Annotated in this window: 28 protein-coding genes and 1 tRNA gene; 25 read left to right on the forward strand and 4 right to left on the reverse strand. The window is 36.1% G+C overall.

Annotated elements, in window-relative coordinates; translation table 11 throughout:
• Window positions 1-41: 41 nt before the first annotated feature.
• The 3 genes from lon to Q3V94_RS08910 are packed head-to-tail and all read left to right on the forward strand — an operon-like array spanning window position 42 to window position 3,715.
• Complete coding sequence (lon, locus tag Q3V94_RS08900; protein ID WP_303526955.1) at window positions 42-2,372, forward strand: endopeptidase La; 2,331 nt, start codon at window positions 42-44, stop codon at window positions 2,370-2,372.
• A complete protein-coding gene (gene yihA / locus Q3V94_RS08905; protein ID WP_008909144.1) occupies window positions 2,369-2,950 on the forward strand; it encodes a ribosome biogenesis GTP-binding protein YihA/YsxC in 582 nt (193 codons plus the stop codon). Before lon ends, yihA begins: the two co-directional genes overlap by 4 nt.
• 39 nt (window positions 2,951-2,989) lie before the next feature.
• Window positions 2,990-3,715, forward strand: a complete 726-nt coding sequence (locus Q3V94_RS08910) for a CPBP family intramembrane glutamic endopeptidase (RefSeq protein WP_303526958.1) — start codon at window positions 2,990-2,992, stop codon at window positions 3,713-3,715.
• Here the strand turns inward: Q3V94_RS08910 and Q3V94_RS08915 are convergent.
• The 3 genes from Q3V94_RS08915 to Q3V94_RS08925 all read right to left on the reverse strand — a co-directional run bounded on the left by Q3V94_RS08915 (window position 3,708) and on the right by Q3V94_RS08925 (window position 4,582).
• Window positions 3,708-3,974 (reverse strand): hypothetical protein, encoded by a 267-nt coding sequence (locus Q3V94_RS08915; protein WP_303526960.1) that lies wholly within the window; start codon window positions 3,972-3,974, stop codon window positions 3,708-3,710. The genes Q3V94_RS08910 and Q3V94_RS08915 overlap by 8 nt on opposite strands.
• Before the next feature lie 79 nt (window positions 3,975-4,053).
• Entirely contained in the window at window positions 4,054-4,266 is a 213-nt protein-coding gene (locus Q3V94_RS08920) for a hypothetical protein (RefSeq protein WP_008909147.1), read from the reverse strand.
• A 25-nt stretch (window positions 4,267-4,291) separates the two neighbouring features.
• Window positions 4,292-4,582, reverse strand: a complete 291-nt coding sequence (locus Q3V94_RS08925; RefSeq protein WP_303526963.1) for a hypothetical protein — start codon at window positions 4,580-4,582, stop codon at window positions 4,292-4,294.
• 170 nt (window positions 4,583-4,752) lie between these two features.
• Here Q3V94_RS08925 and Q3V94_RS08930 point away from each other — a divergent pair, with 170 nt between their 5' ends.
• The 19 genes from Q3V94_RS08930 to Q3V94_RS09020 all read left to right on the forward strand — a co-directional run bounded on the left by Q3V94_RS08930 (window position 4,753) and on the right by Q3V94_RS09020 (window position 22,657).
• Window positions 4,753-5,607: a sensor histidine kinase KdpD gene (locus Q3V94_RS08930; protein ID WP_303526966.1), complete on the forward strand. Its 855-nt coding sequence runs from the start codon at window positions 4,753-4,755 to the stop codon at window positions 5,605-5,607.
• Between the two features lie 10 nt (window positions 5,608-5,617).
• Window positions 5,618-6,232, forward strand: a complete 615-nt coding sequence (locus Q3V94_RS08935; protein WP_303526968.1) for a radical SAM protein — start codon at window positions 5,618-5,620, stop codon at window positions 6,230-6,232.
• A 184-nt stretch (window positions 6,233-6,416) separates the two neighbouring features.
• The gene (locus tag Q3V94_RS08940; protein ID WP_303526971.1) at window positions 6,417-7,382 is read left to right on the forward strand and encodes a GntR family transcriptional regulator; all 966 of its coding nucleotides are present in this window, start codon (window positions 6,417-6,419) and stop codon (window positions 7,380-7,382) included.
• An 11-nt stretch (window positions 7,383-7,393) separates the two neighbouring features.
• The gene (gene glmS, locus Q3V94_RS08945) at window positions 7,394-7,807 is read left to right on the forward strand and encodes a methylaspartate mutase subunit S (RefSeq protein ID WP_274766157.1); all 414 of its coding nucleotides are present in this window, start codon (window positions 7,394-7,396) and stop codon (window positions 7,805-7,807) included.
• Window positions 7,808-7,815: 8 nt separating this feature from the next.
• Complete coding sequence (glmL, locus tag Q3V94_RS08950; RefSeq protein ID WP_303526972.1) at window positions 7,816-9,204, forward strand: methylaspartate mutase accessory protein GlmL; 1,389 nt, start codon at window positions 7,816-7,818, stop codon at window positions 9,202-9,204.
• A gap of 13 nt (window positions 9,205-9,217) precedes the next feature.
• Window positions 9,218-10,669 carry a methylaspartate mutase subunit E gene (locus Q3V94_RS08955; protein WP_303526973.1) on the forward strand — a complete coding sequence of 484 codons (1,452 nt, stop codon included), beginning with the start codon at window positions 9,218-9,220 and terminating at the stop codon, window positions 10,667-10,669.
• A 26-nt stretch (window positions 10,670-10,695) separates the two neighbouring features.
• Complete coding sequence (locus tag Q3V94_RS08960) at window positions 10,696-11,961, forward strand: methylaspartate ammonia-lyase (protein ID WP_303526976.1); 1,266 nt, start codon at window positions 10,696-10,698, stop codon at window positions 11,959-11,961.
• Between the two features lie 75 nt (window positions 11,962-12,036).
• Window positions 12,037-12,879: a fumarate hydratase gene (locus Q3V94_RS08965; protein WP_274766156.1), complete on the forward strand. Its 843-nt coding sequence runs from the start codon at window positions 12,037-12,039 to the stop codon at window positions 12,877-12,879.
• Between the two features lie 10 nt (window positions 12,880-12,889).
• Window positions 12,890-13,444 (forward strand): Fe-S-containing hydro-lyase, encoded by a 555-nt coding sequence (locus Q3V94_RS08970; RefSeq protein WP_303526978.1) that lies wholly within the window; start codon window positions 12,890-12,892, stop codon window positions 13,442-13,444.
• A 10-nt stretch (window positions 13,445-13,454) separates the two neighbouring features.
• On the forward strand, window positions 13,455-13,718 hold the full coding sequence (gene citD / locus Q3V94_RS08975; RefSeq protein WP_303526981.1) for a citrate lyase acyl carrier protein: 264 nt from the start codon (window positions 13,455-13,457) through the stop codon (window positions 13,716-13,718).
• Window positions 13,719-13,764: 46 nt separating this feature from the next.
• Entirely contained in the window at window positions 13,765-14,634 is an 870-nt protein-coding gene (locus Q3V94_RS08980; protein WP_303526982.1) for a CoA ester lyase, read from the forward strand.
• 4 nt (window positions 14,635-14,638) lie between these two features.
• Window positions 14,639-16,177 carry a citrate lyase subunit alpha gene (citF, locus tag Q3V94_RS08985; RefSeq protein ID WP_303526984.1) on the forward strand — a complete coding sequence of 513 codons (1,539 nt, stop codon included), beginning with the start codon at window positions 14,639-14,641 and terminating at the stop codon, window positions 16,175-16,177.
• Window positions 16,178-16,181: 4 nt separating this feature from the next.
• Entirely contained in the window at window positions 16,182-17,198 is a 1,017-nt protein-coding gene (gene citC / locus Q3V94_RS08990; protein ID WP_303526986.1) for a [citrate (pro-3S)-lyase] ligase, read from the forward strand.
• Window positions 17,198-17,746 carry a citrate lyase holo-[acyl-carrier protein] synthase gene (gene citX / locus Q3V94_RS08995; RefSeq protein WP_303526988.1) on the forward strand — a complete coding sequence of 183 codons (549 nt, stop codon included), beginning with the start codon at window positions 17,198-17,200 and terminating at the stop codon, window positions 17,744-17,746. The genes citC and citX overlap by 1 nt, the downstream gene beginning before the upstream one ends.
• A complete protein-coding gene (locus tag Q3V94_RS09000) occupies window positions 17,740-18,597 on the forward strand; it encodes a triphosphoribosyl-dephospho-CoA synthase (protein WP_303526989.1) in 858 nt (285 codons plus the stop codon). Before citX ends, Q3V94_RS09000 begins: the two co-directional genes overlap by 7 nt.
• Window position 18,598: 1 nt before the next feature.
• Complete coding sequence (gene glsA / locus Q3V94_RS09005) at window positions 18,599-19,516, forward strand: glutaminase A (protein WP_303526990.1); 918 nt, start codon at window positions 18,599-18,601, stop codon at window positions 19,514-19,516.
• 193 nt (window positions 19,517-19,709) lie between these two features.
• The gene (locus tag Q3V94_RS09010) at window positions 19,710-20,849 is read left to right on the forward strand and encodes an acyl-CoA dehydrogenase (protein WP_303526992.1); all 1,140 of its coding nucleotides are present in this window, start codon (window positions 19,710-19,712) and stop codon (window positions 20,847-20,849) included.
• A gap of 10 nt (window positions 20,850-20,859) precedes the next feature.
• Window positions 20,860-21,639 (forward strand): electron transfer flavoprotein subunit beta/FixA family protein, encoded by a 780-nt coding sequence (locus tag Q3V94_RS09015; RefSeq protein WP_008909167.1) that lies wholly within the window; start codon window positions 20,860-20,862, stop codon window positions 21,637-21,639.
• A gap of 10 nt (window positions 21,640-21,649) precedes the next feature.
• The gene (locus tag Q3V94_RS09020; RefSeq protein WP_303526996.1) at window positions 21,650-22,657 is read left to right on the forward strand and encodes an electron transfer flavoprotein subunit alpha/FixB family protein; all 1,008 of its coding nucleotides are present in this window, start codon (window positions 21,650-21,652) and stop codon (window positions 22,655-22,657) included.
• 42 nt (window positions 22,658-22,699) lie between these two features.
• On the opposite strand, the gene Q3V94_RS09025 is transcribed toward Q3V94_RS09020, so the two are convergent.
• Complete coding sequence (locus tag Q3V94_RS09025; protein WP_303526999.1) at window positions 22,700-23,344, reverse strand: hypothetical protein; 645 nt, start codon at window positions 23,342-23,344, stop codon at window positions 22,700-22,702.
• 209 nt (window positions 23,345-23,553) lie between these two features.
• Here Q3V94_RS09025 and Q3V94_RS09030 point away from each other — a divergent pair.
• The 3 genes from Q3V94_RS09030 to Q3V94_RS09040 all read left to right on the forward strand — a co-directional run.
• Window positions 23,554-23,627: transfer RNA gene (locus Q3V94_RS09030), tRNA-Gly, on the forward strand.
• A 139-nt stretch (window positions 23,628-23,766) separates the two neighbouring features.
• Window positions 23,767-24,033 (forward strand): hypothetical protein, encoded by a 267-nt coding sequence (locus Q3V94_RS09035; RefSeq protein ID WP_303527001.1) that lies wholly within the window; start codon window positions 23,767-23,769, stop codon window positions 24,031-24,033.
• 115 nt (window positions 24,034-24,148) lie between these two features.
• A partial coding sequence (locus Q3V94_RS09040; protein ID WP_303527003.1) for a helix-turn-helix domain-containing protein occupies window positions 24,149-24,450 on the forward strand: 302 nt, incomplete at its 3' end.

Raw genomic sequence — 24,450 nt, forward strand, 5'->3', positions numbered from 1 at the left:
GTCTAAATGGGAAATACTCATATTGAAGGGAGTTGATATAGATGGAGGAATTAAAGGAGAACCTTCTGCCTCTTATTGCCTTAAGGGGTGTTAGTATATTCCCCCATATGGTTCTTCACTTTGATGTTGGAAGGCAAAAGTCGATTTTAGCCCTTGAAGAGGCGATGGTTAAGGATCAACTAATTTTCTTAGTCACCCAAAGAGATCCTAAAGTTGAAGACCCTGAAATAGATGATATATATAAAATAGGAACAGTGTCTAAAATAAAGCAGATCTTAAAACTTCCTGGAGATAATATAAGAGTTTTAGTTGAAGGATTACATAGGGCGGAAATAGAAGAATTAACTCAAAAAGAACCATTTTTTGCTGCTAAAATAAAAATATTTAAAGAGGAAATAGTTGAAAAAACTGCAGAAGTCGAAGCTTTAATGAGGCAGGCAATTAAGGCCTTTGAGGAGTATGTTAATCAGAATAACACTATTCCAGATGAGATATTAGATACCGTCGAGGATATTGATGAGCCTGGAAAACTTGCCGATATAATAACTTCTTATCTTGCAATAAAGCAGGATAAAAGGCAGGAACTTTTAGAGGCAATTGATCCAGTTGAAAGGTTAAGAAAGCTCCTTGAGATACTTGCAAGGGAAATAGACATTTTAAAGATAGAAAAAAGGATAGGAATGAAGGTAAAAAGAAAAATAGACAAGATGCAAAAGGAATACTATCTAAGGGAACAGCTAAAGGTAATTCAAGAGGAACTTGGAGATAGGGATGGAATACAGGAGGAGATAGAGGAATATAAGAAAAAGATTGAAAAGGCAAAGCTCCCAAAAGAAGCAAAGGAAAAGGCAGCCTACGAATTAAAAAGATTGGATAGAATAGGGCCTAATTCTCCTGAGAGCGGAGTTATTAGGACTTATCTTGATTGGATAGTGGAGCTCCCTTGGGCGAAGGAAACTAAGGATACACAGGATCTTGAAAAGGTAAGAGAGGTTTTAGAAAAGGAACATTATGGCCTTGAAGAGGTTAAGGAAAGGATTTTGGAATTTTTAGCTGTAAGAAAACTAAATAAGAGCATGAAGGGTCCAATCCTTTGTCTTGTTGGGCCACCCGGAGTTGGAAAAACTTCTATTGCAAGGTCAATTGCCAATGCTTTAAATAGAAATTTTGTAAGGATCTCATTAGGTGGAGTTAGGGATGAGGCAGAGATTAGAGGGCATAGAAGAACTTACATCGGGGCAATTCCAGGAAGAATAATTTACGGAATGAAGCAGGCAGGTTCTAAAAATCCTGTGTTCCTATTGGATGAAATAGATAAATTAAGTTCAGATTTTAGAGGGGATCCTGCTGATGCCCTTTTGGAGGTTTTAGATGCTGAGCAAAATCACAGTTTTAGAGACCATTATATTGAGCTTTCCTTTGATCTTTCTAAGGTTTTATTTATAACAACAGCAAATACTATAGATACTATTCCAAGACCACTTCTTGACAGAATGGAAGTAATTGAAATATCAGGATATACTGATGAGGAAAAGGTGAAGATTTGCAGCAGATACCTTCTTCCAAGGCAGATAAAGGAAAACGGCCTTAAAGAGGAAAATATATCAATATCCGAAGGCGTTATAAAGGATATTATTAATCTTTATACAAGGGAATCTGGTGTCAGAAACCTTGAAAGAAAGATAGGATCAATCTGCAGAAAGGTTGCTATAGAGGTTGTTAAGAAGCCGGATAAAAAGGTGAAGATAACTTCACAAAACCTTGAAAAATACCTTGGAATTCCAAAGTTTAAACAGGATGAAAGGGATAGGAAGGATCAAATTGGAGTTGCAATGGGGCTTGCCTGGACACCTTATGGTGGCGATACCCTTCCTGTTGAAGTTATGCCGATGCCAGGAAAGGGAAACTTAGAGCTTACCGGCCAACTTGGAGATGTTATGAAGGAATCTGCAAGGGCAGGATTTAGCTTTATTAGAGGAAATGCCGAAAAGTTTGGAATTGATCCAAAGTTTTATGAATCAACAGACCTTCATATTCATGTTCCAGAGGGAGCAGTTCCAAAGGATGGACCTTCGGCAGGAATTACGATGGTTACAGCTATGGTTTCAGCCCTTTCTAAAAAGCCAGTAAGAAGCGATATTGCAATGACGGGAGAAATCACTCTAACGGGAAGAGTTCTTGCAATAGGCGGTGTAAAAGAAAAATCCCTTGCAGCCTATAGGGCAGGAATAAGAAATATAATTCTGCCTTTAGAAAACAAAAGGGATATTGAAAAGGTTCCTGAAAATATAAGAAAAAAGATTAACTTTATATTTGTTGAAAGAATCGAAGAAGTTTTAGAAAATGCTTTTGTAAAGGGTGAAGAAAAATGAAGATAAAAAAGGCAGAACTTGAAAAGGTTGCAGTCTTTCCTTATCAGTATCCTAATACTGGCCGGCCTGAAATTGCCCTTGCAGGCCGTTCTAATGTAGGTAAATCATCATTAATCAATACACTGGTGAATATAAAATCATTGGCAAGGACGAGTAGTTCCCCAGGAAAAACAAGGACTATAAATTTTTTTAATATAAACGATTCCTTTTATCTTGTTGATCTACCAGGATATGGATATGCAAAGGTTTCTAAGGAAGAAAAGAAAAAATGGGGAAAGATGATTGAGGATTATTTAAACGGAAGAGAAGAGTTAAAATTAATCGCACTTTTAGTGGATTCAAGGCATGCACCAACTGAGGACGATAAGTTGATGCTAAATTTTATAAGACATAGCGGCAAGAAACTTGTAGTCATTGCAACTAAAATCGATAAATTGTCAAGAAGTGAGCTTATTAAGAATATAAATATGTTAAAAAGAGAATTGCAGCTAACAGATCAAGATTATTTTATTCCTTTCTCATCATTAAAAAAAATAGGAAAAGAGGAGCTTTGGAAGGTATTTGAAGAAAATTTATAGGCATGCACACTGCATGCCTCTTTTAAAAGGAGAGATTATATGCTTGATGGTAAAATAATAAGAATTATCCAATACTTATCGATTTTATTGCTTTTGAGTTTGCCGCCCTGGTTTTCAATGATAAAAAGATTTAGAAATAGAAGGGCAAGAAGGATGATTTGGATTTTAGCATTTATTCCTTATATTGTTGCAGTAACCTATACCCAGAACATTGTCCCTTTTTTTGCTGTTTTGATAACCCTTTATTTTATAAAAAATCAAGGTGATGAAGGGGAACTTTATTATTTTAGACCAATTAGGGAAAAGATTCCTTATTTAATTGGCATTTCAATAGTTTTTAGAATAGCGGTTACAATAGTTAACGGGATTTATGTTGCCTTGCTTATGAAATTTGGGCTTAAACCTCAGCCACAGGAGGTAATGAAGCTATTTTTAGAAAAACCTTGGCTATCAGTGATTTATCTTTCCTTAATGACCGTGATTGCAGCTCCAATTTTAGAAGAATTCATATTCAGGCATATTTTTTATAGAAATCTTGCAAAGATTAACAAAACATTTTCAGCTATATTTACAAGCCTTCTTTTTATGCTTTTACACTATAATATTGCAGGGGCTGTATCCTTTTTTATGGTAGGAGTGTTTAATTGCTATCTGTATGATAAGTTTGGATATAAAGCGGCTGTTTTCAATCATTTTTTGTTTAATTTGGTTTCCGTCGTTGGACTTTTAATTATGAAATATCATAATATTACTTTGACTAGTTAACCTTTCCACCTAATGCTGTAATAAACATGTCAACTATTTTGCATCTTTCTTCTGGTAGGAATTCCTTTAACATGGATAAAACTTCTATCCTTTTATCCCTTTTATTTAAATTTTGACTGATGGTATTAATTAGTTGAAATATCTTCTCTTGATCAACACGGGATAAAAAGTTTTCTAAATTAAATTCTTCAGGCAATAAATCTGGAATGTTTTTAAACTCATCTGACATATCCTTTTTGTCCTTTCTCTCGTGAGACATTTTGTTCCCTCCTTAAATTAGTTATATGGACAGAGCAAAACCATCAAGAACTTGATAGTTTTGCTCTGCCCATACCTAGTTAATCAGCAGTGCATCCTCTCTTGAAGCCACAGCAGCCGCAAACGATTAAGAAGAGTGAGATTACGAATAACAAGCTGTTGTCAAGAAGGTCTCCTCCATCATGATGGCTTCCACTGTGGTCTGGTCTTTTACCAAATTGTAAGATTATTAAAAGTAGGGCAAGTAAATTATAAAAGTCTGATCCCTTGTAGCAGCCACATTTCTTTGACATATATATCCCTCCTTAAATTTAATTTTTAGCATTTATCATCCTTTGGGTTTTGGCTTAAAAGAAGAACTAAAGCAATCAAAAGGATTATAAAGAAGCTGTCATCATTTTTACCACAGCAGCAGCGGCAGCAGCGATGTTTGTGGTGTTTATGCTTATGCTTACAGCAGCAGTCGTCATGTCTACATCCACATCCAAAGCCAAATCCACCTTGATCCTTACCAAAGAAGAATATTATCCCAAGTATAATTAAAGTTGTTAACAAGTTATCGCTTCTACCATCAAAGTTCAAAGTTGAAAGTAAGCTACCATAATCCATCTATCCACCCTCGCTTTCATTAGGTTTTCTAATATAGCCTATGCAAAATCAAATTAAATGGTTACAAATAAATTTTTAATAAAAAATTCACATTTTAATTAGTAATAAAAGGAAATTTGAAATTTTTGTAGAATAATATAATTGTAAAACTAAATAAACGGGTGATGGAGATGGATGGGTTAAGGGATAAATACACATGCAGAAGGCAGCAGGGGGTTGATTGTTTAAGCGAAAATTGTCCTTATGAGCTTTTAGATACATTTAATAGTATTTTTCATGATCTTAAAACGCCCTTAAATATAATCTTAAGTTCTCTTCAGATATTAGAACTTTATGAAGCAAGCGGTAAACTATATCAAGACAATACGATAATAAAAAGATATTTGAAGGTCTTAAAGCAAAACAGCTATAGACTTATAAGGCTTGTAAATAATGTTCTTGATGTCACTAAAATCGAGGCGGATCTTTTTAATATCCATTTAGTAAACTTGGACATAGTTAGCCTTATTAAGAACATCACAAGTTCTGTAAAGGACTATGCTTCTACAAAGGGAATTGAAGTTCACTTTTGTTCAAACGTTTCCGAAAAGTTACTTGCCTTTGATCCCGATAAGATGGAAAGGATTATGCTAAATCTGCTCTCTAATTCCATTAAATTTACCCACTATGGAGGAAGGATAAGGATTAAGATTAACGATTTAGGAAGTAAAGTTCAAATTATAGTCCAGGATAATGGAGTAGGAATGACTAAGAAGGAAGTTGAGGAGGCATTTAATAAGTTTAAACAGCTTAAAAAGAATTATAAAGAAAACGAAGGAACAGGCCTTGGACTTTCCCTTGTTAAAAGATTAGTTGAGATGCACGGCGGTAGTATTTGGATAGAAAGCAAAAAGGGAAAAGGAACAAAATTTTTTATTGAAATCCCTTTAAGATTGGTTGAGAATTCCTGTGAAGGATGCAACGATGTAAATGCGTTAGTTGAAAAAATAAACATAGAATTTTCAGATATTTATGAAGCTCTTTAATGGTGGTTTTATGAAGGGCGTTAGGATAATAGTAACTTACCAATGCAATTTCTTATGCCACCACTGTAAATTTAGATGTGCACCCTATAAAAGGGGATTTATGAACCAGGATGAATTTGAAGATAGGGTTTTAGAAGCTATTGAGGAAGGATACAATAATTACATAATAATTGAAGGTGGAGAAGTATTTTTAAATCCTTCAATGCTTTTTAGGTATTTAAAGAAAGTAAAGGACATAGATATAAAAAAGTATGTTATTACAAATGGTTTTTGGGGTAATTTAGATATATATTTTAGAATATTAAAGGACCTTAAGGGACTTGGGCTTTCGGGTATTATTTTAGAATACGATTATTTTCATAAACCCTTTATAAATGGAGATAAATTAAAAAGTGCTATTGATAAGGTTTTAAAAAACGATTTAGAATTAATATTAAAAGGCATTTTGTTAACAGATGATATATCTACCTATGAAGATATTGAAACATTAAAGGAAATAAAAATGTTGATGGATAGAAAAAATAACAAAGTAATATTTGAAAGCATAGAAACAAAGTTTAAAACGGAAATATATAAAAGGTGGACTGTGGATGAAAAATTGATACTTTTTAAAAATAACGCCTAAAGGGGCGTTATTTTTTTATGAAATTGCAAGATTAGCTGCAAATAATGTAGAAAATAATTGATAAAGTTTTTTAATCAAAAAATTTCAGAAAATATGATAAAGAGTAAATTAACAATTTGAGATATATTGTGATAAAATAATAATGGATTAAGCCAATTTTTAAATGGACCAATGGGGTGGAATTATGAATATATCCATTGATAAAAAAAGTTCGGTTCCTATTTATATACAAGTTAAAAATCAAATAATGAATGAAATTAAAAATGGGAATCTTAAAATAGGGGACAAGATGCCAACGGAAAGGGAGCTTGCAAAAATATTAAATACCAGCAGAAATACGATAAGTGCTGCCTATAACCTTCTTGAAAGCGAAGGGGTTCTTGTTTCCTATCAAGGAAAAGGAACCTTTGTTGCAGAAGAAGGAAACACTTGGAAGCAGCAAAATGTTAAGGAAAAGCTATTTAGAATAATCGATTTAGGCCTTGAAGAGGCTTTGGAACTTGGGCTTAATCCAAAGGAATTCTTGGCATTAGTTCAGGAAAGAATAAACGAAAAGGAAGAACTATTAAAGAATATAAACGCTGTATTTGTAGAGTGCAATATAGAACAGGCAAGGGAGTTTGCAAAAGAATTATCCTTTTATACTAAAATGAACGTAAATCCACTTACCATAGCACACCTTAAGGAAAGGGATGAAAAAACGGAAAAACTGCTTAAGGATGCACATCTTATCATAGCAACCTTTAATCACGTCAACGAGGTAAAGACATTAACATCGGATCTTAATAAGGAAGTATTTGGAGTTGCAATTAATCCCTGCCTTGAGGCCATTGTAAGGATTGCACGATATCCAAAAGGGACGAAGTATGCCCTTTTATGTCTTTCCAATGAGTTTGCCTTTAAGGTTAAAACTGCTTTGACATCAGCAGGCCTCGATGCTGTTGACATTCGTGCATCCACAAGCAAAAAGGCAGAGGAAGTTAAGGAAATCGTCGACACATCGGACGTTATAATAGTTTCCCCAGGAAGACGTGAGGATGTTTCAAAAATTGCACATAATAAAGAAATAATAAGCTTTGATTATTCCCTTGATCAAGGGTCTGTCAAGGCTATTATGTCAAAGATAATAGAATCAAAAAATATTCTTTAAGGAGGATAAATATGGGTAAAACTGTTGTTTTAGGCGTTATTGGCGCTGACTGCCATGCTGTAGGAAATAAAATTCTTGAAAGGGCATTTTCAGATGCTGGATTTAATGTTGTTAATATAGGCGTTATGTGTTCTCAAGAAGAATTCATTAGCGCTGCAATTGAAACTAATGCAGATGCTATCTTAGTATCATCCCTTTATGGCCACGGGGAAATAGACTGCAGAGGTTTAAGGGAAAAATGCGATGAGGCAGGGCTAAAAAATATTTTATTATACGCAGGTGGAAACTTAGTTGTTGGAAAGCAGGAATGGAGCGACGTTGAAAAAAGGTTTAAAGAAATGGGATTTAATAGAGTATACCCACCAGGAACATCACCTGAGGTTGGAATTAAGGATCTTAAGCATGATCTTGGGATAGAGGATTAGGTGGTTTTATGGATGCGGCACTTTTAATAGATTTTGGAAGCACTTATACTAAGCTTACTGCAGTTGATCTTGAAAATGAAGAAATACTTGCAACAGCAAAGGATTTAACAACGGTTCAGACGGATATTATGATAGGCTTTAATAATGCCTTTGAAAAATTGAAGGAAAAAATAGACCTATCACAGGTTAATTTTGTTGAAAAACTGGCCTGCTCATCAGCAGCAGGTGGACTTAAAATGATTGCAATTGGACTAGTTCCTGAGCTTACTGCTGAAGCAGCTAAAAGGGCTGCCCTTGGGGCTGGTGCCAGAATCCTTGGTGTTTACAGCTACGAGCTTACAAAGCACGAGATGGAGGAGATAGTAAAGAAAAAACCCGACATCATCCTCCTTGCTGGAGGGACTGATGGAGGAAATAAAGATTGTATACTTCACAATGCAAAACTTATTGCACAATACATAAAGGATGTTCCCATAGTTGTTGCTGGGAATAAAAATGCACAGGATGAGATCGATGATATTTTAAACGATGCCCACGTTTACCACAAGATAACCGAAAACGTTATGCCAAGGCTCAATCAAATAAACGTTGAACCAGCAAGGGAAGTTATTAGGGAAATTTTTATGGAAAAGATAGTTGAAGCAAAGGGAATGAAAAGAGCAGAGGAATTTATAAGCGGTATTTTGATGCCAACTCCTGCTGCGGTTTTAAAGGCAGCAAGGATTTTAGCAGATGGAACGGATAAAGAGGAAGGAATAGGAGAACTAATTATTGTCGATATAGGTGGTGCCACAACAGACGTTCACTCCATCTCAAGTGGTGAGCCTTCAAAGGCAGGAGTTACATTAAGAGGGCTTCAGGAGCCATATGCAAAGAGGACGGTTGAAGGGGACCTTGGAATGAGGGTTAGTGCAGTATCCCTTTGGGAGGCTGCAGGAACTAGAAGGATTAAAAAGTTCGTGCCTAATACCAAGTATGATGTTGAGGAAAGATGCAAATTCCTACAGGCTAATGTAAATTTTATTCCAAAGGAAGAAGAGGATATAGAGTTTGATGAGGCCCTCGGAATGGTTGCAACAGAAATGGCGACGGAAAGGCATGTTGGATTAATTGAAAGCGTATATACGCCAATGGGAATAATATATTCCCAAGTTGGGAAGGACCTTTTAAATGTAAGATACCTAATTGGCACAGGGGGAGTTATCGTTCACAGCAGAAATCCAAAGAAGATACTTTCTGCAGGAAAATTTAACCCTGATACTCCAAATTATTTAAAACCAATGAATCCAGAGATTTTAGTTGATAAGGAGTATATTTTATCAGCCATGGGGCTTTTGGCGGAAAAATATCCTGATAAGGCGATAAGAATTATGAAAAAATATATTGTGAAGGCTTGAGGAGGTTTATTTTATGGAACTTAAAAATAAAAAGTGGACTGAAGAGGAATTTTTTAAAGTAAGACAGGAGGTTTTAAACCACTGGCCAACAGGAAAGGATGTGGATCTTGAAAAGGCTGCTGAATACCTTAAGAAGGTTCCAGAGCATAAAAGTTTTCCTGCAAAGTTAAAAAAGGCAAAGGAAGAAGGAATAACTCTAGCTCAGCCAAGGGCAGGAGTTGCATTAATTGAAGACCATATTAATCTTTTAAAATACTTACAGGATGTTGGTGAGGCGGACCTTTTACCTTCAACAATAGACAGTTACACAAGACAAAATAGATACAATGAGTGTGAAATAGGGCTTGAAGAAAGTAGAAAAGCAGGTCGTTCAATGCTAAACGGTTTCCCTGCTGTAAACCATGGCGTTGAAGGATGTAAAAGGGTGTTTGAGGCAGTTGACCTTCCACTTCAGGCAAGGCATGGAACTCCTGATGCAAGACTTTTATCAGAGATAATCCATGCAGCAGGATGGACTTCCAATGAAGGTGGAGGAATTTCATATAATATACCTTATGCAAAAAGCGTTAGCCTTGAAAAGTCTTTACTTGACTGGCAATATTGCGATAGATTAGTTGGACTTTATGAAGAAATGGGAATTTCAATAAATAGAGAACCCTTTGGACCTTTAACTGGGACATTGGTTCCACCAAGCATTTCAAACGCAGTTGCAATAATTGAAGGGCTTCTTGCTGCAGAACAGGGAGTTAAAAATATTACGTTAGGATATGGACAGTGCGGTAATTTAGTTCAGGACGTTGCTGCTATGAAGGCATTAGAAGAGCAGGCAAACGAGTATTTTAAGATGTATGGATATGATGTATACTTGACAACAGTATTCCATCAATGGATGGGTGGATTCCCACAGGATGAAGCAAAGGCCTTTGGAGTTATTTCATGGGGTTCTGCAACAGCAGCCCTTGCAGGTGCGACTAAGGTTATCGTAAAAACTCCTCATGAAGCTGTTGGAATTCCAACTAAGGAGGCAAACGCACAGGGTATTAAAGCTACAAAGCAGACGTTAAATCTTTTAAGAGGACAAAGACTTCCAATGTCAAAGGAGCTTGAAGAGGAAATCAAGCTAATTAAGATGGAAACAAAGTGCATAATCGATAAAGTATTTGAAGTAGGAAAGGGAGATTTAGCACAAGGCGTTGTTAAAGCATTTGAAATGGGAATTTTAGACATTCCATTTGCACCAAGCAAATATAATGCAGGAAGGATACTACCTGCAAGAGACAACAATGGCGCTGTGAGAATATTAGAATTTGGCAATATTCCATTTACACAGGAAATTAAGGATTTCCACAGAAAACAATTAGAGGAAAGAGCAAAGGTAGAAAAAAGAGAAGTTGGATTCCAAATGGTTGTTGATGATATTTATGCGGTTGGAAAAGGATTTTTAGTTGGAAGACCAAATATGTGATATATTAACTTTAAGGAGGAAAAATTATGAAAATAGTAGACGTTTTATTATCCGCAGGAAGAACTGGGTTTTTCTTCGATGATCAAAGGGCGATAAAAAAGGGAGCACCCCACGATGGATTTGTTTATATTGGAGAGCCTGTAACTGAAGGCTTTAAGACAATAAGAATGGCTGGAGAATCTATTTCAGTTATGCTAATTCTTGAGGATGGTCAGGTTGCTTATGGAGACTGTGCCGCAGTTCAATATTCAGGAGCTGGTGGAAGGGATCCTCTATTCCTTGCTGAGGAGTTTATTCCTGTTATTGAAAAGTATATTTCACCAAAGTTAATCGGCAGGGAAATTACAACCTTTAAGGAAATGGCAGAGGAAATTGACAATATGGAAATCGACGGAAAAAGGCTTCATACGGCAATAAGATATGGTGTAACTCAGGCGATATTAGATGCAGTTGCAAAGGCAAAAGGACTTACTATGGCAGAGGTTATCAGGGAGGAATATAACACAGGTGTTGAATTTAAAAAGATACCTATATTTACACAATCTGGGGATGACAGATACATCAATGTTGATAAGATGATTTTAAAGGGTGCAGATGTTCTACCCCACGGGCTTATAAATAATGTTAAAGAAAAGCTTGGGGAAAAGGGAGAGCTTTTAAAGGAATACGTTGCATGGCTAAGGGATAGAATATTGAAACTTAGAACAACAGAAGAATATAATCCTGTCCTTCATATAGACGTTTATGGAACAATAGGAATTGCATTTAACATGGACTATGAAAGAATGGCAAATTACTTAGGAGAACTAGAAAAGGTTGCTCATCCATTTAAACTAAGGATTGAAGGACCTATGGATGTTGAAAACAGAGAAGGACAGCTTGAGGCATTAAAGAAACTTAGAAATCTTTTAAAACAAAAGGGAATTGGAGTAGAAATCGTTGCAGATGAATGGTGCAACACTTGGGAGGATATCAAGCTTTTCGTTGATGAAGGTGCAGCAGACATGATTCAGATAAAGACTCCTGACCTTGGTGGAATAAACAATGTTGCAGAAGCAATACTCTACTGCAAAAAGCATGGGGTTGGCGCATACTGTGGAGGAACCTGCAACGAAACAGATAGATCCGCTCAGGTTTTAACTAATATTGCAATTGCCTGCGATGCAGATCAATGTCTTGCAAAGCCAGGTATGGGCGTTGATGAAGGATTTATGATAGTTTACAACGAAATGCAAAGGGTATTAACTTTATCAAAGAACAGGGAAAGAATAAACAAAGCATTGAATAAATAAGCATCAAAAAATCTTAAACATTAGTGCCAGGCACTTATTTGTTAAGTGCCAGGCACTTTATTGTGGGGTGATATAATGAAGGAAATTCATGTAAATGAAATTATAAGTGCTGTTAGGGATTTATGCATAGAAGCTAATTATTATTTGAACGAAGATATTAAAAATGCCTTTTTAAAGTCCAGGGATGAAGAAAGTTTTAAGCTTGCAAAGGATATTATGGATATTTTGATTAAAAATGCTGAAATTGCAAAAAATGAAAATATGCCGATATGTCAGGATACAGGAATGACGGTAGTCTTTCTTGAAATTGGTCAGGATGTTCATATTGTCGGTGGAAATTTAAATGATGCTGTAAATGAAGGCGTAAGAAGAGGATATATAGAAGGCTATTTAAGAAAATCGGTGGTAAAAGATCCAATAGATAGGGAAAACACAAAGGACAACACACCTGCTGTTATTTGGACTAATATAGTTCCTGGGGATAAACTTAAAATAACTGTAGTTCCTAAGGGATTTGGAAGCGAAAACATGAGCCAGATAAAAATGCTAAAGCCTGCCGATGGGGTAGAAGGAGTTAAAGACTTTGTATTAAAGGTTGTAAAGGAGGCAGGACCTAATCCTTGCCCACCAATTATAGTTGGCGTTGGAATTGGAGGAACCTTTGAATTGTCGGCATACCTTGCAAAAAAGGCTCTTTTAAGGCCCATCGATAAAAGGAATGAAAATCCATTCTATGCAAAACTTGAGGAGGAACTTTTAAATTTAATTAACGATCTTGGAATTGGACCACAGGGATTTGGGGGAAGAACAACTGCCCTTGCTGTAAACATAGAAACCTTTGCAACTCATATTGCAGGACTTCCAGTTGCAGTTAATATAAGCTGTCATGCAACAAGGCATGCAGAAAAAGTATTATAGGGGGGATAAGATGATTAGGATTACTACACCTCTTACTGATGATATAATAAAAAGCCTTAAGGCAGGGGACAGCGTTCTTTTGACGGGTTATGTATATACTGCAAGGGATGCAGCCCATAAAAGATTAGTAGAGCTAATAAAAGATGGAAAAGAGCTTCCCTTTGATATAAAGGGGCAGATTATATACTACGTTGGTCCAACTCCAGCAAAGGAAGGCCAGCCTATAGGTTCTGCAGGACCAACTACAAGCTACAGAATGGACCCATATACACCAGCCCTTTTAGATAAGGGACTTAAGGGGATGATAGGCAAGGGAAAAAGAGCAGGTGAGGTTATAGAATCTATAAAGAAAAATTGTGCGGTATATTTTGCAGCAATTGGTGGTGCTGCTGCCTTAACAGCAAAATGCGTAAAAGAATCCACATTGATTGCCTATGAGGATTTAGGAGCAGAGGCTATAAGAAGGCTCTATGTTGAAGATTTACCCCTTGTTGTAGTTATAGACAGTGAAGGAAATAATTATTATGAAATAGGTCAAAGAGAATACCTAAGCAGCTTAAAATAGGAGGGGTGCTATGAAAATAGTAAAGCCTGCAAAGGCAGGGACTATGGAGTCTAACGATATTTACATAATGGTTTATCCAAATGATAAGGGAAATGAAATTCAGCTTGACAGTATTGTATTAAAGCAATTTGGAAAACAGATTGAAAAGGTCATCATGGATACTTTAAAGGAGCTTGAGGTGGAAAACGCCCTTGTTGTGGCAAAGGACAGGGGAGCCCTTGATTATACAATAAAGGCAAGGGCCGAGACTGCTATAAAAAGAGCCTTGGAGTAAAATTATGGAAATGTCAAAAAGTCAAAATGTCAGGAGGCTGGCACTCATGAGAAGAAGTATGCTTTTTATTCCAGGAAATAATCCTTCCATGATACAGAATGCTCCAGTTCTTGGTGCTGACAGCATTATTCTTGACCTTGAGGATGCGGTTAGCATCGATGAGAAGGATTCTGCAAGATATTTAGTAAGAAATGCCTTATTGGAAATAGATTTTTCAGGCTGCGAGAGGGTAGTTAGGATTAATTCCATTGGGACTAACTTTGGATACGACGATATTGATGTTATTGCAAGGGTAAAGCCGGATGCTCTTATCATTCCAAAGGCTACTGAAGAAGCAATTGAAGAGGTTGACGAACTTTTATCTACAATTGAAAGGGAAGAGGGCTTTAAATTAGGAAGTATTAAAATTATTCCACTTATTGAAACTGCAATTGGCCTTGAGGATGTTTTTAATATCGTTAAATCTTCGAAAAGGGTTGCTGCAGTTCTTTTAGGTGCAGAGGATTTGACGGCGGATATGGAGATTAAAAGAACTAAAGAAGGGGAAGAAATTTTCTATGCAAGAAGCAAGGTTGTTTCAGTTTGTAAAGCTCTAAAGGTTGATGCAATAGATACACCCTTTACAGATGTAAATGATTTTGAGGGTTTAAGGAAAGACTCAGAAAAGGCAAAACTTATTGGAATGACGGGGAAGGCTGCAATCAATCCAAGGCAGATCGATATTATCAACGAAGTATTTTCGCCAAGCAAGGATGATATCGACTGGGCAAAGAGGGTAATTTCAGCCTATGAAGAAGCACAAAGGGAAGGGAAAGGAGTATTTTCCCTTGATGGCAAGATGGTGGATGCTCCAATCCTTCAAAGGGCAAAAAATATAATAGAAAAGGCAAAGGCAATAGGCCTTATAAAGGGGTGATAGCATGATCAATGCAGTAAAAAGGGAGATTCCTGAATATATCGAAGGCTACGGAAAAGTAAAACCCTTTATGGGAGCTTATGCAAATTATGGTGAAGTAAGAAAGGTTTCTACCAAGCTAAAGAGCGTAAAGCCAGGAGAAAACAAGATTTTATCTTCAATAAAGGAAGCCCTTTTAAAATGCGATATAAAGGATGGGATGACGGTATCATTCCATCATCATTTAAGAAACGGCGATTATGTTTTAAATATGGTTTTGGAGGAGATTGCAAAGCTTGGTGTAAAGGACATAACAGTTGCTGCAAGTTCTATATTTCCCTGCCATGCACCATTGGTTGAACATATAAAAAACGGTGTTGTAACCAGGATTTACGCAAATTATATGTCAGGGCCTGTTGCTGAGGCGGTATCAAAGGGGCTTTTAAAATATCCCGCTATAATGCACACCCATGGAGGAAGGGCAAGGGCGATAGAGGGCGGGGATTTACATATAGATATAGCCTTTATTGCAGCACCAACCTGCGATACCTATGGAAATATAAACGGAGTTGAAGGAAAATCAGCCTGTGGAAGCCTAGGATATGCTATTCCAGATGCTATGTATGCCGATAAGGTCGTTGCAGTTACCGATAATTTAGTTGATTATCCTGCATGCCCAATTGAAATAAGCCAAGAATATGTGGATTATATAGTTAAAGTCGATGAAATAGGGGATCCTAAGGGGATTGTTTCAGGAACTACAAGGATTACAAAGGATCCTGTAGGCCTTAAAATTGCAAAGCTTGCAGCACAATTAATTGACGAGTCTGGGCTTTTAAAGGATGGATTTTCATTCCAAACTGGAGCAGGAGGAACATCCCTTGCAGTTGCTGCCTATGTAAAGGATATAATGAAAAGGAAAAATATAAAAGGAAGCTTTGCAGCAGGAGGAATAACAGGATACATCGTCGAGATGTTTGAAGAAGGATTATTCAAGGCATTATTTGATGTGCAGTGCTTTGATTTAAAGGCTGTTGAGTCCTATAAAAACAACAGAGCTCATCAGGGAATGTCTGCTTCCATGTATGGAAATCCCCACAATAAAGGGGCTGTTGTAAACAACCTTGATGTTATGATTCTTGGCGCAACGGAAATCGATACCGACTTTAATGTAAATGTTACAACAGGGTCAAATGGAATAATAATGGGAGGTTCTGGAGGGCATTCCGACACTGCTGCAGGATCAAAATTGTCAATCGTTGTAACCCAGCTTACAAAAGCAAGGCTTCCAATTATCGTGGATAAAGTTACAACTGTAACAACCCCAGGGGAGACAATCGATGCTGTTGTAACCGAAAGGGGAATTGCTATTAATCCAAGAAGAACTGACCTTTTAGAAAGATTAAAGGATTCTAATCTTCCTATTTACACAATAGAAGAATTAAAGGTGATGGCTGAAAAACTAACAGGCATTCCTGAAAAAATTGAATTTGAAGATAAAATAGTTGCAGTTGTTGAATATAGGGACGGTTCTGTTATTGATGTTGTTCGTCAGGTTAGGTGATTTTATGGAAATAGTTTTAACTAATGATTTAAAAAGGGTAAAGGATTTTTTAAAGGAATTTGATTTGAGCCTTGATGATGACGTGGATTTAACTTTAGTAGCAGTAGAGGATGATAAAATTATAGGAACCTGTTCTGCTGCTAAAAACATAATAAAGGGATTTGCAGTATCAAGGGACTATCAAAGTGAAGGTGTTGCATCAAAGCTCTTAACTAAAATTCAAAATATCCTCTTTGATAAGGGGATTTATGAGACCTTTATTTTTACAAAACCTGAGAATAAGAGTATATTTGAAGGTTTAGGATATAGGTTTGTAGAGGGAAACAGCGATGTTGTATTATTAGAGGGTGGGGCTGCAAATGTTCAAAAGTATGTCAGGGACATGTTTCTAAAAAGCGACCTTGATGATGGCGAAAAGGCAGCCCTTGTAATGAACTGCAACCCCTTTACTTTAGGACACAAATATTTAATCGAAATTGCAGCAAAGGAAAACGAAAGGGTTGTAGTTTTTATAGTTGAGGAAAATAAATCCCTTTTTCCATTTGATGTAAGGCTAGAGCTTGTTAAAAAAGGCGTAGAGGATTTAAAAAATGTAACAGTAATTCCTGGAGGAAAGTATATAATATCCTCTGCAACCTTTCCAAGTTATTTTTTAAGAAAAGAAGATGATAGATTAAGGGCCTATACAAGGCTGGATGCGGCTATTTTTGGAAGATATATTGCAAAGGAATTTAACATAAAAAGAAGATATGTAGGGACTGAACCCTATTGTCCTGTTACAAACGCATACAACAATGCCCTTATGGACATATTACCAAACTTTGGAATAGAAGTTAAGATCGTCGAAAGGCTTATGAAAGATAATGTTGCAGTTAGTGCATCCTTTGTAAGAAACTTAATAAAACAGGGAAAACTTGAGGATACTAAGAAATTTGTCCCTGAAAGCACATATGAATTTTTAATATCTAAAGAAGCTGAAGATATTATAGAAAAAATAAAAAGGAGCGATAGTCCCCATTGATGAGGATACTTGAGGATAGGGAAAAACGATTTTTAAGGATTTTAAAGTTAAATGAAGAATATAAGCTTCCTGTTCTTTGTGGCAAAATAAATTACCCGGGAAATGATAAAAACACATTAAAGGCAGGCCTTGCCTTTAATGTGTTATATTCTCTGTTGAAGGATACATTCAAGGACCATGAGGTTTATTCTGAAACTAACGAAGGATTCGATGGAAAAAGTCTTTTAATGGTTCTTAATGTCCTGCCAAAGGAGGCAAAGAAAAAGGCAGTTAATATAGAAGAGTTCCATCAATTAGGAAGGCTGTTTGACATCGATATATATGTTAATGGACAGCCTATATCAAGAATGGACTTAGGTTTCAAGAGAAGAAAATGTATAGTATGTGGTGATGATGCGGGGATATGCACAAGACAAAAAAGGCATGATTTGAGGGAAGTTATTGAAATTATAGATAAAATAATTGATGATTATTTTGGTGTGTCGGGTTATGATGATATAAATTGGAGGATAAAAAGATTTTATGAAAAGGAAGATGAGAATTGTTAAAAGACATGGACTTTTGTAACATGGTTGGACAAGTCATTTTGGAGGGGATGCTTCTTGAGGTGATATCCCACCCATCACCTGGACTTGTTTCACCTTTTTCAAAGGGAAGCCACAGCGATATGGATTACAACACCTTTTTAAGGAGCACTGCTGCCATTGCAAAGTATCTTCCTGATTTCGTCCATGTAGGTTTAAAATATGATGAAAATATTTTGGAGAGAGTAAGAAATATAGGCCTTTTAGCTGAGGAAGATATGTTTAGGGCAACCTATGGAATAAATACACAAAAGGGGCTTATTTTTCTTACAGGTCTCATAGGGGCAAGTACAGGAAGATGCAAAAAATTAAATTTAAGTTTAAATAGGCTAAACATAGCAAATATTATTAAAGAAATCACCTGTGGAATAGTAGAGAAGGAACTTAAAAACATAAATAAGGATGGAAGGTTAACAAATGGAGAAAGGCTTTATTTAAAATATGGAGTTACTGGTATAAGGGGAGAGGTTGAAAAGGGGCTTCCAACTGTGTTAAAATGGGGATTACCTGCCTTTGAGGATGCATTAAGAATTGGACTATCGGTTAATGATGCCCTTATTCACAGTCTAATTTATATCATATCAAAATTGGATGACACGACAGTTTTAAACAGAAGGGGACTTAAAGGCCTTTATTTTATGAAAAATATTGCCAAAAACGCAATTTTCCTAGGAGCTATGAAAACCCAAATAGGCCGGGAGTATGTAGTTTATATGGATAAAATATTTAAGAAGAAAAACATAAGTCCAGGCGGTGCTGCAGACCTTCTGGCAGTAACCTATATAATATACAAACTGGAAAATTGGGGGAATTGAAATGAATAAGCTTTTGGAAACCATCATAGAAAACAATAGAGTATGGACAGAAAAAGGAAAAGTTGCAACATATATACCTGAACTTTCAAAGGCAAACCCTAGACATCTTGGGATTGCAGTTTATACCGTTGATAATGAGGAATATTTTGCAGGCGATTATAATGTAAAATTTACTATGCAGAGCATCTCAAAGGTAGTCGCTTTAATGCTTGCTCTTTTAGACAATGGTAAAGAAATTGTATTTTCAAAGGTTGATATGGAACCTACAGCGGATACATTTAACTCAATAAGTAGCCTTGAAACAAGAACTCCAAATAAACCTTTAAATCCAATGATTAATTCTGGTGCAATAGTTACATCATCATTAATTAGTGGTAGAAACGGCGATGAGGTTATTGAAAAATTTTTAAAGTTTACAAGAAAAATAACTAACAATCCACACATAGAAATAAATTATGATGTTTATAAATCTGAAAAGGAAACCGGACATAGAAATAGATCCCTTGCTTATTATATGAAGAGCATAGGTATAATCGAAGGAGATGTTGAGGAGGCCCTTGATGTATACTTTAAACAATGCTCCATCGAAGTAACATGCAAGGATATAGCAAGAATTGGTGCAATGCTTGCCAACGATGGGGTGCTTCCTTGGAATGGAGAAAGGGTAATTCCAAGACATGTTGCAAGGATAGTTAAGACAATAATGTTAACCTGTGGAATGTATGATGCCTCAGGTGAATTTGCTGTAAAGGTTGGAGTTCCTGGAAAGAGCGGTGTTGGTGGAGGAATTTTAGCTGCAGTTCCATCAAGGATGGGAATTGGAGTATTTGGACCAGCCCTTGACAGCAAAGGAAACAGTATAGGTGGATGGAAGGTTTTAGAGGAAGTTTCAAGGGAATTAGATCTTAGTATATTATAAAGAATAAGGCAGGATTTACCTGCCTTCTTTTAATTTTAGACATTTTTAGTATATCCTATGAAAAATATATGAATATGTGACAAAATATAACAAATTATTTTATAAAATTGGTTTGTTAAAAAAATAATTATGTAGTATAATATTTATAGAAATTTTAGAAAAATAATAATTTTATTACAATGGGGTGGTGGATGTGGAATTTACTCTAACAAAGGAACAGGAACTTATGAAGGAAATGCTGCAGAAATTTGTAGAAAATGAAGTAAAGCCTATAGCAGCAGAAGTCGACGAAAAGGAAATTTTTCCGATGGAAACGGTTAAAAAAATGGCAAAGCTAGGCCTTATGGGAATACCATTTCCAAGGGAAGTTGGAGGTGCAGGAGGAGACTTTTTAAGTTATATCCTCGCTGTTGAAGAAATATCTAAAGCTTGTGCAACAACAGGGGTTATCCTCTCTGCCCACACATCCCTCTGCTGCTGGCCTATATATAATTTTGGAACAGAGGAACAAAAGAAAGAATACTTACCAACCCTTTTAAAGGGAGAAAAGATAGGTGCCTTTGCTCTTACAGAACCCAATGCAGGAACCGATGCAGCAAGCCAGCAGACAACAGCAAAGCTTGAGGGGGATTATTACATCCTAAACGGCAGCAAAGTATTTATAACCAACGGAGGATATGCAGATATATTTATAGTATTTGCCATGACTGATAGAAGCAAAGGGACAAAGGGAATATCAGCCTTTATAGTTGAAAAGGGATTTGAAGGCTTTGAAATAGGCAAAATAGAAGAAAAGATGGGTATAAGGGGCTCATCAACAGCAGAGCTTATATTTAAGGACTGCAAAGTTCCAAAGGAAAACCTTCTTGGACAAGAAGGGAAGGGTTTTTCAATAGCGATGGCAACTTTAGACGGAGGAAGAATAGGAATCGCTGCACAGGCCCTTGGAATAGCCGAAGGTGCCCTTGAAGAGGCAGTAAAATATATGAAGGAAAGAAAACAATTTGGAAAGCCATTATCAAGTTTTCAGGGGCTTCAATGGTATATAGCTGAAATGGCAACAAAGGTAGAAGCAGCGAAACTTTTAGTATATAAAGCGGCATGGAAAAAGGAAAAGGGACTTCCCATAAGCCTTGATGCGTCTATGGCAAAGCTATTTGCATCAGAAACTGCAATGGAGGTTACAACAAAGGCAGTGCAAATATTTGGAGGATACGGCTATACAAGGGACTATCCAGTTGAAAGAATGATGAGGGATGCAAAGATAACGGAGATATACGAAGGAACAAGCGAAGTTCAAAAGATGGTAATATCAGCACATGTTTTAAAATAGGGGGGATAACATGAGAATAGTAGTATGCATAAAGCAGGTTCCGGATACAAACGAAGTTAAGATAGATCCTGTAAAGGGAACATTAATAAGAGAAGGAGTTCCAAGCATAATGAATCCAGATGATAAAAACGCCCTTGAGGAGGCTCTAAGGCTCAAGGATGAGTTCGGTGCAGAGGTTACAGTAATAACGATGGGACCACCTCAGGCGGAAAAGGTTTTAAGGGAAGCCCTTGCAATGGGAGCGGACAAGGCTATTCTTTTAACAGATAGGTTATTTGCAGGGGCAGATACATGGGCAACATCCTTAACCCTTGCAAAGGCGATAGAAAAGATAGGCTATGACATAATATTTGCAGGAAGACAGGCAATCGATGGTGATACTGCACAGGTAGGACCGGAGATTGCAGAACACCTTAACATTCCTCAGGTTACGTATGTAGAAAAGGTAGATGTAGAAGGAAGAACATTGAGGGTAAAAAGGGCCCTTGAGGATGGATACGAGATAATAAAAATAAATATGCCCTGCCTTTTAACCTGCATAAAGGAACTCAACAAGCCAAGATACATGAACGTATATGATATATTTACATGCTACCAAAAGGAAATAAAGGTTTTAACTGCAGAGGATTTAGCACTTCAAAAGGAAGAAATAGGACTTTTAGGCTCACCGACAAAGGTAAGAAAGACCTTTACAAAGGAACCAAAGGGAAAAGGTGAGATAGTAAACCTTTCAGCAAAGGAAGCAGCAACATTTATTGCAGAAAAGCTAAGGGAAAAGCACTACATTTAGGGGGGATAATATGAGTGTATGGGTTATAGCAGAACAAAGAGACGGGCATTTGCAAAAGGTAGCCTTAGAACTTTTAGGAAAGGGAAGGGAGCTTTCAGAAAAGCTTGGAGTAAAGCTTACAGCAGTATTGGTAGGATATGAGGTAGAAAAACTTGCAAATACCCTAATAAAGCATGGGGCAGATGAGGTAATAGTTCTTGAGAATATTCTTTTAAAGAACTATACAACCGATGGATATACAAATGCCATAGAAAAAATAGCAATAGAAAGAAAACCTGAGATTATATTGATAGGAGCAACAAACATAGGAAGGGACTTAGGCCCAAGGCTTGCAGCAAGACTAAAGACGGGACTTACAGCCGACTGCACAGGGCTTGATATAGATGAAAATACTAAAAATCTATTAATGACAAGACCAGCCTTTGGCGGAAATTTGATGGCAACAATAGAATGTCCAAACCACAGGCCACAAATGGCAACGGTAAGGCCGGGAGTATTCCCACTTCCATGTCCTGATGATAGAAGGGAAGGAAGGATAGAGAAAATAGATGTCAAGATAAAGGAAGAGGAAATAAGAACAGTTGTAGAGAAGATAGTAAAATCCCTTGATGAAAAGATAGATATAACAGAGGCTAAGGTTATAGTATCAGGGGGAAGAGGAATAGGAAACAAGGAAGGATTTGAGATGCTAAAGGAGCTTGCTCATCTTTTAGGTGGAGTAGTTGGAGCAAGCCGTGCAGCAGTAGATGCAGGATGGATAGGAAAGGATCATCAGGTAGGGCAGACAGGAAAAACTGTAAGACCAAAGCTTTATATAGCATGTGGCATCTCAGGTGCAATTCAGCATCTTGCAGGGATGCAGGAGAGCGAATATATAATTGCCATAAACAAGGATGAAAATGCCCCAATAATGTCCATTGCAGACCTTGGAATAGTTGGAGATGTTTATAAGGTCCTTCCAGAGCTTATAAATGAAATTAAGGCTTATAAGGATAGTTGTGAGATAGTTAACCTATAATAAAAGGCCACAATATATTGTTAAGTCAATATATTGTGGCTTTTATACCGCTATTTCATTTTCGAAATTTATTTTTATTTCTCTTAGCCTTCTAAAATCGAAATTAGGAATGTGGATTTGCTTTAAAAGTTTTATGCTGTCATCAAAATTATCTATTAAGTTTAGATTATTGTTTTGCAATTCTTTAGCTAACAGATCATTATAATAATTACAGTAGGCAAAGTAATCTTTTCTTTCCCTATTGTAACTTTCATATTCTGATCCGCAGGTTTCAATAACCTCACGGCAAAGGTAAAGGTTGCAGGGGTGAGGTCTTAGTGTAAAATGAAGCTTACAACCGTTTTTATCAAAAAATGGGCAAAGCTTAAAGAAAAGCTTTGAATCAAAATCCTTTGCTTGAGGTTTTAATTTGTTATATTTTTCATCATCAAAATATCCTAAAACTTCGATGTGATATTTTTCGATCTTTGAATTTGAAAGATTTGCAATCTCGTAAATAAAATCTTCCCTTCCAAGGCTTAAGATGTTTTTTATATCGATTAACTTATATTTGGGGAAATACCAGCAGCATCCCCTCATTTTAACTTTTAGATATGATGTTGATTCTAAAAAGCCATAGCAATTTCCACAATAGGAACATCTAAAAAGCGGAATGTTATCATGCACTACGAGGTTTAAACTGTGCATATTATCATCCCCCTTACAGTATGATTTATAGCACAATAATAAATATATTTCAAATATGTAAATATTATGAAAAAATAAAGAAAAATTTTAAACTAAAAGAAATTAAAAGAAATATCAAAAAAATTATTGAATATCGAGAAAAATTAAAATTGTTTATTAAGTTTTACAAGAATATAATTAAAATAAAGAAAATATTAGCTTTTCGATGGGCAGGTATAGCTCAATGGCAGAGCTCCGGCTTCCCAAGCCGGCTATGCGGGTTCGATTCCCGTTACCTGCTCCATTTTTTGTATCTTAAAAGTCTTTTAAACTTTCAAAAATCTTTATCAAATTCTATGATAAAAACAGAGCTGGATTGCTAATTCGCTTCAATACGTTCTAAAAGCATCTTGAAATTGCCGAAAGTGCCAGGATGAAGCAATTTGCAGCTTAAAACTGAAAAAACTAGTAAAGGAGAAAAGAAGATGAAAGGGGAATGTTATTATTGTGGTAAAGAAATATCGAGAGTTTCAGTTACAAAACATTTAAAATCATGTCTTAAAAAGGAAGAGTATCAAAACAAGGTTAAGCTGGAGAGGAAAAGAAGGAAAAACTTATTTTTACTACAAGTAAGTTATAAATATAATCCGGATGATTATTGGATGTTTATTTCAATTGATGATGCAAGCGTCCGCACACTCGTGACTTAAGTCATGAGTAAGGACGCTTAAATAATAACATATGTTATCTGTGTATCATAGCTTATATTAGTTAAAAGTTTGTTTTGTGTAACAACATATGTTACAATAACTATGAGGTGAAAGTATGGAAAAAGCTTTTAAATTTAGGCTTTATCCTAATAAACAACAAATAGAGCTTATAAATAAAACCTTTGGTTGTGTTAGGTTTGTATATAACTATTATCTTGCAAAACGAGAAGAAATATATAAAACTCAAGGTATAACATTTAATTATAAGGATTGCTCAGCTGACTTAACTAAACTTAAACAAACTAATACATGGCTAAAAGAAGTAGATAAGTTTGCACTTCAAAATTCGCTCAAAGACTTAGACAAAGCATTTAAGAATTTTTTTGAAGGTAGAACAAATTATCCAAAGTTTAAGTC

This window comes from Caloramator sp. CAR-1 (genome assembly GCF_030546345.1).
Lineage (GTDB): Bacteria > Bacillota > Clostridia > Clostridiales > Caloramatoraceae > Caloramator > Caloramator australicus.

Excerpts from the sequence above, each read along its gene's own strand:
- lon (WP_303526955.1), top strand. The coding sequence starts at position 42 with ATGGAGGAATTAAAGGAGAACCTTCTGCCTCTTATTGCCTTAAGGGGT.
- yihA (WP_008909144.1), top strand. The coding sequence starts at position 2,369 with ATGAAGATAAAAAAGGCAGAACTTGAAAAGGTTGCAGTCTTTCCTTAT.
- Q3V94_RS08910 (WP_303526958.1), top strand. The coding sequence starts at position 2,990 with ATGCTTGATGGTAAAATAATAAGAATTATCCAATACTTATCGATTTTA.
- Q3V94_RS08915 (WP_303526960.1), bottom strand. The coding sequence starts at position 3,974 with ATGTCTCACGAGAGAAAGGACAAAAAGGATATGTCAGATGAGTTTAAA.
- Q3V94_RS08920 (WP_008909147.1), bottom strand. The coding sequence starts at position 4,266 with ATGTCAAAGAAATGTGGCTGCTACAAGGGATCAGACTTTTATAATTTA.
- Q3V94_RS08925 (WP_303526963.1), bottom strand. The coding sequence starts at position 4,582 with ATGGATTATGGTAGCTTACTTTCAACTTTGAACTTTGATGGTAGAAGC.
- Q3V94_RS08930 (WP_303526966.1), top strand. The coding sequence starts at position 4,753 with ATGGATGGGTTAAGGGATAAATACACATGCAGAAGGCAGCAGGGGGTT.
- Q3V94_RS08935 (WP_303526968.1), top strand. The coding sequence starts at position 5,618 with ATGAAGGGCGTTAGGATAATAGTAACTTACCAATGCAATTTCTTATGC.
- Q3V94_RS08940 (WP_303526971.1), top strand. The coding sequence starts at position 6,417 with ATGAATATATCCATTGATAAAAAAAGTTCGGTTCCTATTTATATACAA.
- glmS (WP_274766157.1), top strand. The coding sequence starts at position 7,394 with ATGGGTAAAACTGTTGTTTTAGGCGTTATTGGCGCTGACTGCCATGCT.
- glmL (WP_303526972.1), top strand. The coding sequence starts at position 7,816 with ATGGATGCGGCACTTTTAATAGATTTTGGAAGCACTTATACTAAGCTT.
- Q3V94_RS08955 (WP_303526973.1), top strand. The coding sequence starts at position 9,218 with ATGGAACTTAAAAATAAAAAGTGGACTGAAGAGGAATTTTTTAAAGTA.
- Q3V94_RS08960 (WP_303526976.1), top strand. The coding sequence starts at position 10,696 with ATGAAAATAGTAGACGTTTTATTATCCGCAGGAAGAACTGGGTTTTTC.
- Q3V94_RS08965 (WP_274766156.1), top strand. The coding sequence starts at position 12,037 with ATGAAGGAAATTCATGTAAATGAAATTATAAGTGCTGTTAGGGATTTA.
- Q3V94_RS08970 (WP_303526978.1), top strand. The coding sequence starts at position 12,890 with ATGATTAGGATTACTACACCTCTTACTGATGATATAATAAAAAGCCTT.
- citD (WP_303526981.1), top strand. The coding sequence starts at position 13,455 with ATGAAAATAGTAAAGCCTGCAAAGGCAGGGACTATGGAGTCTAACGAT.
- Q3V94_RS08980 (WP_303526982.1), top strand. The coding sequence starts at position 13,765 with ATGAGAAGAAGTATGCTTTTTATTCCAGGAAATAATCCTTCCATGATA.
- citF (WP_303526984.1), top strand. The coding sequence starts at position 14,639 with ATGATCAATGCAGTAAAAAGGGAGATTCCTGAATATATCGAAGGCTAC.
- citC (WP_303526986.1), top strand. The coding sequence starts at position 16,182 with ATGGAAATAGTTTTAACTAATGATTTAAAAAGGGTAAAGGATTTTTTA.
- citX (WP_303526988.1), top strand. The coding sequence starts at position 17,198 with ATGAGGATACTTGAGGATAGGGAAAAACGATTTTTAAGGATTTTAAAG.
- glsA (WP_303526990.1), top strand. The coding sequence starts at position 18,599 with ATGAATAAGCTTTTGGAAACCATCATAGAAAACAATAGAGTATGGACA.
- Q3V94_RS09015 (WP_008909167.1), top strand. The coding sequence starts at position 20,860 with ATGAGAATAGTAGTATGCATAAAGCAGGTTCCGGATACAAACGAAGTT.
- Q3V94_RS09020 (WP_303526996.1), top strand. The coding sequence starts at position 21,650 with ATGAGTGTATGGGTTATAGCAGAACAAAGAGACGGGCATTTGCAAAAG.
- Q3V94_RS09025 (WP_303526999.1), bottom strand. The coding sequence starts at position 23,344 with ATGCACAGTTTAAACCTCGTAGTGCATGATAACATTCCGCTTTTTAGA.